This window comes from Ruegeria sp. CDSB114, assembly GCF_059611025.1.
Map to the genome: position 1 here is coordinate 71,541 of NZ_JBXWOT010000010.1, position 12,302 is coordinate 83,842.

At 54.5% G+C, this 12,302-nt stretch carries 12 protein-coding genes; 5 read left to right on the forward strand and 7 right to left on the reverse strand.

All coding sequences use genetic code 11. The annotated features are described in order from the left end of the window. Positions 1–32 precede the first annotated feature (32 nt). On the reverse strand, positions 33–1,250 hold the full coding sequence (locus AC2FIP_RS17550; protein WP_496787482.1) for a Gfo/Idh/MocA family protein: 1,218 nt from the start codon (positions 1,248–1,250) through the stop codon (positions 33–35). Between the two features lie 74 nt (positions 1,251–1,324). Here AC2FIP_RS17550 and AC2FIP_RS17555 point away from each other — a divergent pair, with 74 nt between their 5' ends. Then, positions 1,325–1,978, forward strand: coding sequence for a GntR family transcriptional regulator (locus AC2FIP_RS17555; protein ID WP_496692299.1), 654 nt, complete (start codon positions 1,325–1,327; stop codon positions 1,976–1,978). 374 nt (positions 1,979–2,352) lie between these two features. Here AC2FIP_RS17555 and AC2FIP_RS17560 read toward each other — a convergent pair whose 3' ends face one another. From AC2FIP_RS17560 to AC2FIP_RS17580, 5 genes are read right to left on the reverse strand one after another with little or no spacing between them, the layout of a single operon-like run. Beyond that, entirely contained in the window at positions 2,353–2,727 is a 375-nt protein-coding gene (locus AC2FIP_RS17560; RefSeq protein WP_271952617.1) for a nuclear transport factor 2 family protein, read from the reverse strand. Continuing rightward, entirely contained in the window at positions 2,724–3,620 is an 897-nt protein-coding gene (locus AC2FIP_RS17565; protein ID WP_496787483.1) for an alpha/beta hydrolase, read from the reverse strand. Before AC2FIP_RS17565 ends, AC2FIP_RS17560 begins: the two co-directional genes overlap by 4 nt. Next, the gene (locus AC2FIP_RS17570) at positions 3,617–4,099 is read right to left on the reverse strand and encodes a flavin reductase family protein (protein ID WP_281973656.1); all 483 of its coding nucleotides are present in this window, start codon (positions 4,097–4,099) and stop codon (positions 3,617–3,619) included. The genes AC2FIP_RS17565 and AC2FIP_RS17570 overlap by 4 nt, the downstream gene beginning before the upstream one ends. After that, positions 4,099–4,776, reverse strand: coding sequence for a glutathione S-transferase family protein (locus AC2FIP_RS17575; RefSeq protein ID WP_496787484.1), 678 nt, complete (start codon positions 4,774–4,776; stop codon positions 4,099–4,101). Before AC2FIP_RS17575 ends, AC2FIP_RS17570 begins: the two co-directional genes overlap by 1 nt. Further along, positions 4,769–5,959 carry an LLM class flavin-dependent oxidoreductase gene (locus AC2FIP_RS17580; protein WP_496787486.1) on the reverse strand — a complete coding sequence of 397 codons (1,191 nt, stop codon included), beginning with the start codon at positions 5,957–5,959 and terminating at the stop codon, positions 4,769–4,771. Before AC2FIP_RS17580 ends, AC2FIP_RS17575 begins: the two co-directional genes overlap by 8 nt. A gap of 101 nt (positions 5,960–6,060) precedes the next feature. Between AC2FIP_RS17580 and AC2FIP_RS17585 the strand changes: the two genes are divergently transcribed. Both AC2FIP_RS17585 and curA read left to right on the forward strand, forming a co-directional pair. Further along, positions 6,061–6,678, forward strand: coding sequence for a helix-turn-helix domain-containing protein (locus AC2FIP_RS17585; protein WP_496692294.1), 618 nt, complete (start codon positions 6,061–6,063; stop codon positions 6,676–6,678). Between the two features lie 658 nt (positions 6,679–7,336). Beyond that, entirely contained in the window at positions 7,337–8,368 is a 1,032-nt protein-coding gene (curA, locus tag AC2FIP_RS17590; protein ID WP_496787488.1) for an NADPH-dependent curcumin/dihydrocurcumin reductase, read from the forward strand. Between the two features lie 670 nt (positions 8,369–9,038). Here curA and AC2FIP_RS17595 read toward each other — a convergent pair. Continuing rightward, a complete protein-coding gene (locus AC2FIP_RS17595) occupies positions 9,039–9,275 on the reverse strand; it encodes a hypothetical protein (protein WP_496787489.1) in 237 nt (78 codons plus the stop codon). 319 nt (positions 9,276–9,594) lie between these two features. On the opposite strand from AC2FIP_RS17595, the gene AC2FIP_RS17600 reads away from it, so the two are divergent. Continuing rightward, positions 9,595–11,226, forward strand: coding sequence for an arylsulfatase (locus AC2FIP_RS17600; protein ID WP_496696853.1), 1,632 nt, complete (start codon positions 9,595–9,597; stop codon positions 11,224–11,226). Positions 11,227–11,323: 97 nt separating this feature from the next. Further along, complete coding sequence (locus AC2FIP_RS17605) at positions 11,324–12,301, forward strand: HAD family hydrolase (protein WP_496692290.1); 978 nt, start codon at positions 11,324–11,326, stop codon at positions 12,299–12,301. Position 12,302 lies beyond the last annotated feature (1 nt).

The window sequence follows — 12,302 nt, forward strand, 5'->3', positions numbered from 1 at the left end:
TTTGCAAGATTTTTTACAAAATATCAGATATTTTATATTACAGATACATTTGCATTTGGCGTATTTTGCAGGCTTTTTATCCTGACCTTCTCGCCCATTCTGCAGGAATTCTGTATAGCTTCAATGACTTGAAGTGTTCTGAAACCTTCCCATCCGGACACAATCGGATCTGCTTCGTGCCGAGCAACTTCAACAAAGTGCCTGAGTTGATTGACCAGCGGATCAGATGCACCCTTCTTCAACACGGTTGATGAGATTGGCGTCCACCAATCCCGTTGATCACCTTGGTAGTTCCATAGTCGAAGATCAGGTACGGACAACGATCCATGAGAACCACCGATCATGTAGCTACTCTCCGCTGTCGACGGATAGATTGGATATTCCTGAGACGTCATCTCCCAGCTCCACGGGGCGACGATGCTGTCGGACACGCTTATGGTCCCAATCGCTCCGCTTTCAAACGTCAACAGCGCCCCGGCGACATCTTCGTTGTCATAACCGCGTTGCGATGAAGCCGACTGCGCCTGTACTGTCACGACCTCTCCGGCCAGATACCGCAGAAGGTCCACATCATGGACAAGATTGACCGAAATGGGTCCTGCACCGGGTTTCTTTCGCCAGGGCGCGGCATCAAAATACTCGTCGGGCTTATAGAACCAGCAATTCGCGTGGACAGCACGAACATCCCCAATCCTCCCATCAACAATAGCTTCTTTGGCTGACTTGATCAGGGGGTTATGCCGACGATGATGTCCGACCATCAGAGGCACACTGGCCCTCTCCGCTTCCTGGACAAGCTCCAGTGCTGCCGCAGCTTCCACGGCGATCGGTTTTTCGACGAGAACAGGACACCCATGTCGCACACATGTAAGGCCTTGTTCGACATGAAGCGTCGTAGGAGTCGCAAGCACAGCGCCGTCCGGCGTCTGAGTTGCAAACATTTCCTCAAGGGTCTCGTAGCATGCCACCCCGTGCTCAACGGCGTAAGCACGGCCTTCGTCACTGGGATCGACGACCGCAACAAGGTCAACATGGCGCAACGCCCGGATAGCGTCTGCGTGGCGGCGTCCAACAAGGCCAATGCCAACAATGGCAATGCGAAAGTTCTTAGACACTTTTGCTTCCTTCCGGATGGTTCGAAAAATCCCGAAACCGACATTTGCGACTGAGCTGCATTGCTCAATTTGGACATGAAGGTATTGGGGTTTTCGCGATTCCGCAATAATGTATGATATTTTTATTTTTACCATACATCAGTTGGGATTGCTGATGTCTCTGAAAAATGCTAATTGAACGAAGAAACTGAGAATATCGGGTGAAACGCATGGCGAAACAGCCGTCTACGATAGGTGCAAGCACCTATCAGCGCATCAAGCGGGATATCATCTTCGGGGCGCTGCAACCCGGTTCCAAACTGAAGCTGGACGCATTGAAGGAACGCTATGCGGCGAGCCTTTCGACACTTCGTGAAACCCTAAACAGGCTTGCCAGCGATGGGTTTGTCGAAGCTCCCGAACAACGGGGATTCCTGGTTGCGCCGGTCTCCCGAGAAGACCTGACCGAAATATCAGAGCTGCGTGTCCTGTTGGAATGCCACGCGTTGGAGTTGTCCATTGCGAACGGCGACACGGATTGGGAAGGCAACCTCGTTGCCGCACATCACAAACTGCACCTGATAGAACGGCAACTTCTCAAAGGCGACGAATCCGAGAAAGAAACCTGGAAACGTTATGATTGGGAGTTCCACCAAGCGATGATCGCGGCCTGCAACTCCAAGAACCTTCTGTCTCTGCACTCGATCATCTACGACAAATACTTACGTTATCAGATGCTCGTGCTGACCAATCGTGGCGAAGAAGCCATCAAGGAGCATAAGGGTATGTTCGATGCAGCATTGGCCAGAGACGCGAACACGGCAAAGAGGTTATTGGAAGACCACATTCGAAATGGCCTCGCGCATACCTTGGAGGCTATGTGACCTCTCCCCCCTTTACTGTGACACCGGTACTTTTAAGCTAAGAGCTGAATACTGTGATGCAGTGCTTCCGATGGCGTCTCAGGATCTAGTTAGAAATCTACATCTTCAGCGTGCCCCTGAACAGCTTTTCATCATCCGATGATGGTAAAGCGCTTCTTCTCGCTCTCTTCGACAATCCTGTGCAGTTCCTCGAACCGATCCTTGTTCCCATTGGTAATGCCAAGTTTGGGCCTTAGCTGTTTTCGCATCTTTTCATTACGCAATAACGGATTGCGCGAAACGGAGCTTGATTGCCGATGCAGCGGTTTGTCAAAGCGTGATAGGTTCCCTCTTACAAAACTGCTGCGTGCTTGGCTGCATCAAAGGCTGTCGGGTCAGCTTGTACGTTGCTTGTAGTACGTGTCTTTGTGGACAATCAGCCCGTCTCGGTAGGTCAGGATGTCAACGCTTAGAAACTCTTCTTTTGAACCATCCTTGTGCACGGCTGTACGGCGATATTCGCAATAAGCCTTGTTGCCGGAAATAGCGCAGTCGAGCGTTTCCCAATGCACGTTCGCGACCTTTTCAAACAGGGCTGCAAAAGCACCACGAATGGTTTCGGCTCCTTCCAGACGCACGCCATGTTCTTCGGGGCCAACAGCGTGATCAAATGTAGCGTCGGTTGCGAAGTGTCTCATTACGGCATCGATGTCATTGGCGTTAAACGCGTCACCGACAGAGTCGACTAGGTCTCGGGTCAAAGCGGTCATGATTTCGGTCCTTTTCCTTGAAGCATATCGCAAGTGTGTTTGAAGAAGGTGCTCGCCGGGTCGACCAGCACATTCAGTTCGTCAAAGTGATCCACATCGGGCACGAAATAGAGACCCATCTTGCGGTCTGCTGTTTCGTATTTTTCGACATACATTCGTGCCTGCCTGTGGAACTCATCGGTTTCCGCGCCGCCGACGACGACCAGCTGAGGGGCATTGGTACCCGGAGGGTGCTTGGTCATCGGGCTTTCGGCCTGGGCTTCTGCCGGATCCATTTGGATGCCCGCATTCAAAGCCTCGGTCAGGCGGACCGGCTCGAGATAGCTGAGCGGTGAGACCGGAATGCCAGATTTAATCAGGTCTGCGGGCAAGTCATCGTCAAATGCCGGCCAATCGGTCGCCATCATCATCTGGGTAATATGGCCGCCAGCGGAATGACCCATAACGCAGAGACGGTCTGGATTGAAGCCCAATGCGCCCGCGTTGCGCCAGACAAAGGACATGGCCTCACGCGCTTCTTCTGAAATTCTCGTGATGGTCACAGACGGGCAAAGATCGTATCCGATGACAACAACATTGAACCCCGCCTCAACAAACGGCGGCGCAATGAAGCTGTAGATCGATTTGTCGCCACGCTGCCAATAACCGCCGTGGAAATAGACCAATGTCGGTGCGGCGGTGTCCGCGCAGCGGAAGACATCCAGCTTTTGTTTTTCGCCTTCTCCATAGCGGATATCTAGGCTGCAATCGGATGTCGCACGCGCGTGCGCGCTGTCGCGGCTCCACCCGGGAATGACGGTCACTTCATAGTCCGGCCGCCCAGCCCGCAAATTGTACTGCGCGTCGAATTCGTCAGGGCTGAACCGGGTGTGGAAAGTCAGGTGATCACTCATGATACTGCCTCCGATTGGGGCGCGGAAAAGAACGCGCCGCGACAAAAGACCAGCGGAGGAACGGGTGCATGGGCATAGTTCACGACACGTCCCAAGAGGATTTCATGATCACCCGCATCAACCCGGTTGTGCACGGTGCATTCCAGATGCGCAGATGCACCGGGGACCAAAGGCGTCTTGGCCCCAGGAGTCCATTCCGTATCGGCAAACCGGTTTTCCACATTGCTGGCAAAATGCAACGCCAAAGCTTTCTGATCCGCGGACAGGATGTTGACCGCGAAATGATCAGACCTGGACAGCGTCGGGAACACGCGACCCGATTTTGCGACACAGACAGAGATCACAGGCGGCTCGAGTGAGACCGAGGTGAAGGAGTTGGCGGTCAGGCCCCATGGCATGCCCTCGGGGTCATAAGTGGCCACGATTGTGACCCCTGTCGGAAAAGCGCCAAGCGCACGGCGAAAGTCACGCAGGTCCATCACAGAACTCCTTCGCTGACGCAGGCCTTTTCAAGGGCGGCCCACTCATCCGGGTTTGTGCCAAAATGGCGCATGACGTGACCCCGGTATGCAGGGCGTTCCGCCAATCGTTCATACCACGCTTCGACATTGGGCAACGGTGGGCGGTCGACCTCGACATTGAAATAGCGATACGCCACGCAACCCAGCGGAATATCCGCCATGGTAAAGCTGTCGCCACAGACATAGGCCTTATCCGCAAGGTGCTGATCCAGAATGGTCAGCGCTTCATGCGCCTCATCGCGAAGTTTGGCGATCTGTTCCTGGTCCCGTTGTTCGAATTGGGTGCGTACAGTTGCAAAAAACAGGTAAATCACCGGCCCGAAAGCGCGGCTGGCAGACCACTCCATCCATTGATCCGCGATGGCGCGGGTCTGTAGGTCAGAGGGACTAAACGTACCCGCGCCGTACCGGTCGCAGAGATACCGCACAATGGCGAGGCTTTCCCAAAGCGCGAAATCCCCATCGCGGATCGCCGGGATCATTTTGTTGGGATTGATCTGCGCGTACATATCAGTGTCGAGCTTGCCAAAGCTGCCCCCGGCCAGTTGCAGCGTATAGTCCAATCCCAACTCATTGGCTGTCCAAATCACCGGAATAACGTTTGACGAATAGGGCCGCCCCCAAATCTCAAGCATGCTCCAACATCCTTTTCTGCGCGATGGATTGTGTCCCGAATTTTGGAACGACATGCTCAAACAGTCGATGCCAACTGGACAGGATTTTCTCATAGGGAACGCCAGTGTATTGCTGCATCAACATGAGGTGGTCGAGGCCGATGGTTTCCTGCCGCTCGGCAAAACGATCCGCTACATATTCGGCGTCACCAACCACAATGATCCCGCGTTTATTGAGGAAATCGAACCAATCCATCTCTTCGTCCTCAGAAGTCATCTCTTCGCCGACATCAAGATAGCCATGTTTTGTCCACTCGCCCTTGGGGCGCGACCCGCCGAGGAATTCGTAATAGGCATTGATCGGGCCACGAATGGTGTTCACAGCCTCCTCCATGCTTTCACCGACATAGAACGCCGTGCAGACGCCAACGCCTTCTCCTGGTTTCACATCGCGCCCTTCACGTTTGGACAGCGCCTCGCGGTAGGGTTCCCAGCAGGCCAGTGTCGCCTTGGGTCCAGCGGCCATCGAGATCACACCCCACCCTTTTTCACCAGCAAGCTTGAATGTAGGAGGCGCATTCGACATGAGCCAGACCGGTGGGTGCGGATCAGAATACGGGCGTGGATGCACGTATATCGCTTTGTACTCGCCATTCTCGTCGTGATAGCGCAGGTCCAGCGGTTCAAAAAAACGGTTGGTTTCTTTCCAGCCTGGAACTGGGAACTCATAGAACTCACCTTGATGGGTGAAGGCGTCGTTGGTCCACGCCTTAAGAATAATATCCAAGCTCTCTTGATAGAGGCGCATCACCTTGGCGTTGTCGCGCCGATCCGCATCCGAGTTGAACTGGATGGTCGAGCGCTCATTGATGCCCTTGGCGACACCAAAATCGAACCGGCCCAGCGACATGTTATCCAGCATCGCCGCGTCTTCGGCCACGCGCAATGGGTGCCAGTCCGGCAAGATGATGGGCGCCGTTCCAACCCGCAGTTTTGTGCAATGAGCAGCCACATGCGTACCCATCTGGATCGGGTTGGGCGGCGCGTTCATATAGCCGTTATGGGCAAAGTGATGTTCTGTGAACCAGGCGGTCGTGAATCCAGCCTGCTCTGCCAGCGAACATTGTTCGAGGATCATCTCCAGTGTCCGGGTCCAGGGAATCGTCGCACCAGGACTGAAATTGGCAATCAAATCAAAGCGCATAGCGATCTCCCGGACAGATGTGGTAAGTTGAATTATCACCCAATTTTCAACTAAGTTGAATTTTACTCGAAAAATCAACAAAAATCTCTTATCCCGAATGCATGAATAGCAACGTTACTGATACTGACACTCAACGGCTTGGCAGCGAAATCCGCGAAGTGCGCAAGGCGCGTGGCCTGACGTTACAAGACCTTTCGGAAACGGTATCCTGCTCGACGGCGTATCTGAGCCGGATCGAGCTGGGATCAGCAAAAGCATCGGCGGAGCTTCTGCGAGAGATCAGTGAAGCGCTCTCGGTCGATCCCAACTGGTTCTTTCCCAAGCAATCGGGTGTCGGACCATTGGAACGCAAACATGTCGTACGCAAAGAAAATCGCAGGGCGCTTTCCAACATGTACACGCGAACAACCCAGGAGTTGGGATTCGAAGACGAACTGCTATCCAGCACACTATCCGGACAATGCTATCTGATCCTGTCACGGTTCCGCCCAGGAGCCGGTACACCGCCTGAACCCCAGGAAGGTTATTCTTTCGAGGGCGAGCAACATGCGATCGTCTTGAGTGGCGAAGTGGAGCTGCGCCTTGGTGAAGAAATCATAGTTCTTCGCAAAGGCGACAGCTTTTCCTACCCTTCAATGATCGCGCATCGGTTCCGCAACCGGACTGACAAAGAGGCCACAATGGTCTGGGCGATGTCGCCAATACGAATTACTTGGTGATTGTTGGCCAGCTATCACTATTGCGAGAATTGCTTTTGATACAAAGCAACGGATAATGGCATTCGGAAAAGCCCACAGATCTGACCTAACTGCTTGGGCCAAAACCAGTCATTTGGTCAATAGAGACAACAGTTGGCTTTGTCCTGCGACCTGTAAATTCGACCACTAATCGTCGCTACGGTCTGCATGAATGGTTATCCTTTCCGCTGAACAGCGGCACCAGATCCTCCACTCGCGCTGCATTTGAGACGCTGCGTGCGCTTGCAGCTAACCAACGCGATCTCGCTCTCTTCGATATGACCATCGACAGTAAATTGTGCGGCTGTGACTTGGTCACGATTGAAGTCTTTTATGTCCTGGCTTCTGGTCAGCCCCATGAGCAGGCTTCAGACCTGCAAAGCAAGACTCGGAGACCCCTCCATTTCGAGATTCTTGAAGGAACCAGAACCTCAGTCGAGAGGTGAATGGAAGACGAACCTAGGGTCGGGTTTGATTACTTTTTAGCAGGGCGTTTCCATGAGCGTTTGGGCATTTCAATGCGCAGATCGTGCGTGATTGGGCCACGTCTATAGGTTTTTCGAACTCGTTGGTGCTGTCGTGTTGCTCTGCAGCGGAATTTGGTCTCTGTTGCAAGAAAGCCGTCTTATGAGAGGTCACAATGCCCCAAGCATCCGCCACCAATCGTCGTATTGTTCTCGCCAATCGCCCAACCGGACAACCGGACGAGAATACATTGCGCCTGGAAACCACGAGCGTTCCTGAACCTGGACCAGACGAAATGCTGGTACGTACGGTGTACCTGTCGTTGGATCCTTACATGCGTGGCCGAATGAATGACGCAAAATCCTATGCCGAACCCGTTCCGATTGGCGGTGTTATGACGGCGCAGGTCGTCGGGCAGGTGGTCAAATCCAACATCGAAGGATACGAAGTCGGAGAGTATGTGCTCAATACAAGCGGGTGGCAGGATTTTGCTGTCTCAGACGGAACGCAGGTCGTTAAGTTGGGTAAATCTCCGGACAACCCGTCTTGGTCGCTCGGAATTCTCGGAATGCCAGGCTACACGGCTTATGCCGGGCTTCTGAAAATCGGGGAGCCAAAAGCCGGTGAAACAGTTGTTGTGGCTGCCGCAGCCGGCCCGGTAGGCGCAACAGTCGGTCAGATCGCAAAGCTAAAAGGATGTCGTGTAGTGGGCATCGCAGGCGGTTCTGAAAAATGTGCTCATGTAGTCGAAAACCTTGGATTTGACGCATGTTTGGACCATCGATCTGATGATCTGGCAGCGCAACTGCGCGAGGCTTGTCCAAGTGGAATTGACGTGTATTTCGAAAACGTTGGCGGCAAAGTTCTCTATGCCGTATTGCCGCTCTTGAACCCGTTTGCACGGGTGCCCGTCTGCGGGATTGTATCCTGGTACAACCTGCCCGGCCTACCGGACGGCCCGGATATGGGCCCTGCGATCATGGGCACGATCCTGCGGATGAAAGTCAGAATGCAGGGTTTCATAATCTTCGACAACTTTGGTGCCGACGTGTATCAGGAGTTTGTCCGCGATATGACGGCTTGGCTCAAAAACGGTTCAATAAGCTACAAGGAACATATGGTTGAGGGGCTGGAAAATGCTCCGGAAGCATTCAATCAACTGCTGGCCGGGGGAAACTTTGGAAAGATGGTCGTAAAAGTTGGTTAGCCGGACACACAGCCAGACATTGCATCGTTCTTTGGATGGTTCCATCGTCAAAGTAACGGCCCAAAGCTGCAGTTGAGCCAAAGGTTCGATCTTCTCGGCTGATCCCGAAATCTGCCATTCGGGCTACTGGAAGGATGCGCCACTTTCAGAAGTTTAGTCGCCCGTCACGGCATTCGGATGACGCTCGAAAGGGATTTTGCGTGCGGGCACATTGCTCTGGGAGGCGTATATGTCGCCAGCGGCGACGCAAATGCAGCCGTCGACGCTGTGCATCAGTCACTTATCCTCGAACCTAACGGATACGAGGCTAACCTCTTCATGGGTTTCTATCTCCAGTTTGCGGGGGACGCCGCAAGTGCCGTGGACTATCTGTTGATCGCCAAACGTCTTAGTCCTGTGCAGACTTACGTGTAGACGCTGCCCTATGAATGTTCGCTCCAACAACCGGGTCTCTAGGTTGGTGCATCTCACCTTAGTGCAGACTGGGCTGATCGTGTTGAAAAACTCCGATTTTCGTGAAGATGGGTGAAATACTTGCCTGCAGGAGGCCTTTCCGAGAATTCGTCGAGGGGGAATTCGCGTTGACAATGTCCGCGGCTCTCAGGGCCCCTACCAAGCACAGGGTTTCAATTTAGCCGCCGTAACGGATTCTGGCGGAAAAATGCAGCCGTCAGATACTCGAGTTTTTCAACACAATCGGCTCATAGCGGCCATCGAAGCAAACGCAGCAATCGATGATATTGTAATACGTCAACGTCGGGTTGGCGCTGACGTCAGACATCTCCCATCCCTCTTCAGGCAGAATTTGTCCGGCACCTTGCATGTAAATTTTCTGCACCGGATCGCCATAGAAGCCGAGACGGAAGCCTAGTGAAACCGCCTGCGCCGCTTCGCGGAGCTCATCCACAAAGGCCGGGTCTGTGTCCTGACTTTCATCCCGGAAAGCCTGCTGTGCGCGTGGGCCTCCGGCTTGTGCGCCAAGGACTCCGCTTGCAGGCCATGGCAGTTCCTGATGACTGCCGGTCCGCAACGGCCTAGACACAATGGCCGACAACCGAAAGATTGCCCAAAAAAAGAAAGTGTTGCGCCATACATTCAACTTATGGATAGTTGATCCCACTCGAAATGTTCTACGGGCGGACAAAGGCGAGCAAAGCCTCTCGCTTGGTGCTTGTCTGCGACCAACTCAAGTTTCACTGTTAGCGAATGTGAGGGAGTGACCGATTATGCCAGTTTCGTATTTGAACAGGGCCGTCGCGGCCGGGTTCCTGATTTTAAGCATTGGGATTGCGCCGGCGCTTGCCCAGGAAGGCAGCGCGGGCGGCAAGCCGAACGTTCTCGTCATTTGGGGCGACGACATCGGCCAGTCCAATATCTCCGCATACACAATGGGGCTGATGGGTTATCAAACGCCGAATATCGACAGGGTTGCCAGAGAAGGTATGATCTTCACCGACTACTACGGTGAACAATCCTGCACGGCTGGCCGGTCATCCTTTATCATGGGCCAGTCAGTCTTCCGTACCGGCCTTTCCAAGGTCGGCCTGCCCGGTGCCAAGGAAGGTATGCAGATCGAAGATCCCACCATTGCTGGCCTCCTCAAAGCCGAAGGCTATGCCACCGGTCAATTCGGCAAGAACCATCTGGGAGACCGGGATGAACACCTTCCGACGAACCACGGTTTCGATGTGTTTTTCGGAAATCTCTACCATCTGAACGCCGAAGAAGAGCCGGAAAACGAGGACTACCCGAAGGATATGGTGTTGGCAGACGGCACGACGTTCCTTGAACGGTTCGGTCCGCGTGGTGTTTTGAACGTGACCGCGACCTACGGCGAAAATGAAATCACCCAGAATATCGAGGATACCGGGGCACTGACCCGGAAGCGGATGGAGATTGTGGACGACGAGACATCAGATGCTGCAATTGCCTGGATGGAAGAACAGACCAACGCCGGCACCCCGTGGTTCCTGTGGTGGAGCGGCACACGGATGCATTTCCGTACCCACGTCAGCGAAGAGAACCGCGCGCTCGCGGATGAGTTATACAATGGGGAAAAAGCTGATGAATACACTGCCGGCATGATCGAACACGACATGGATATCGGCAAGTTCCTCGAAAAGCTTGACGAGCTCGGCATCGCCGATAACACCATCGTGTTCTATTCCACTGATAACGGCGTCCATATGAACACATGGCCGGATGCCGGGATGACCCCGTTCTGGGGCGAGAAGAACACCCAGTGGGAAGGCGCCTGGCGGGTGCCTGCTATGGTCCGCTGGCCCAGTAATATCGCGCCCGGAACGATCTCGAACGAGATCGTTCATCACATGGATTGGCTGCCAACATTCCTGGCCGCTGCAGGCAATGAAACCATCAAGGACGATTTGCTCGAAGGCATCACAGTTCCGGAAATGGCAGGCCGCGAGTATCGCGTCCATCTCGACGGCTACAACCTATTGCCGATGCTCAAGGGTGACACGGACAAGAGCCCGCGTAATGAGATCTTCTACTTCACTGATGACGGCGACCTCGCGGCGATCCGGCTCAACAACTGGAAGATCACCTTCCTCGAGCAGAAGGCCTGGGGGACTTTCCGGGCCTGGATGGAGCCGCTGACGCCGCTGCGCGTGCCGCTGATCTTCAACCTGCGCCGCGACCCTTATGAACGCGGTTACCGGACGTCGAACACCTATTACGACTGGCTGCTCGACCATGCCTTCATGCTGGTGCCGGCCCAGGCTTATGTTGGGCAGTTCCTGGCAACCTTCGAAGAATACCCACCGCGGCAGGAGGCGGCTTCGTTCAGCCTCGACAAGGTAATGGAGAAGCTGTCGCAGCCGGGCGGCTCGCAGTAGACTCATCCCACTTCGCCCCGACGGAGTATTCCATCGGGGCGCGTAATTTTCCGGTTGCCTCGGCATCCCTTTCCCTGCACTTGCGGAGGTTGTCCCTATGCGTGCTCTGCTATTTTCAGTTCCTTTGACAATTCTGTTTGCATCAGCTCCGCTCGCTGACCCTTTGCCGTCTTGGACGGACACGGCCACCAAGGATCGGATCATTGCGTTTGTCGAAGGCATAACGGACCCGGATTCACCTGATTATGTCACCCCGGCCGCGCGTATTGCGACCTTCGACAATGACGGCACGCTCTGGGCAGAACAACCGGTCTACTTTCAACTGCTATTTGCCATCGACCGATTGAAAGAAATGGCCGCCGCTGATCCCGGGGTGCTCACGTCTGACGTGCTGCGGGCCGCAGTCGAAGGCGACATGGAGACAGTGGCCGCCTCGGGCACTGAGGGACTTTTGGAAATCGTCTCCACCACCCACTCCGGCCTGACGGTGGACGAGTTCCAGGCCGCCGTGCGCAGCTGGCTGGACACGGCCAGGCATTCCGGCACAGGCCTGGCCTATGACCAAATGGTCTATCAACCCATGCTGGAGCTATTGACCTATCTGCGCGATGAAGGCTTCCGTACCTACATCGCCTCAGGCGGCGGCCTGCATTTCATCCGGGTGTTCTCTGAAAGCGCCTATAACATTCCGCCCGAGCAGGTCATCGGATCCATCGGAAATGGCAGTTATTCCGCCGGGGACGGACCGCCGCGGGTGATGAAGGACCCCGGTTTATTCTTCATCGACGACAAGGCAGGTAAGCCCGTTGCTATCGAGGCCCGCATCGGGCGCCGGCCGGTGATCGCAGTGGGAAATTCCGATGGAGACTTCCAGATGCTTGAGTGGACTACTGCGGGCGATGGTGCGCGGCTGGGCATCCTGCTGCACCATACTGACAGCGAACGCGAATACGCTTACGGCCGTGAAAGCCATATCGGGCAGCTTGCACGCGGACTTGATGAAGCAGCCAGCCGCGGTTGGCTGGTAATCGACATGGCCCGTGATTGGGAGCGGATCTGGCCGAGCCGCGAATGAA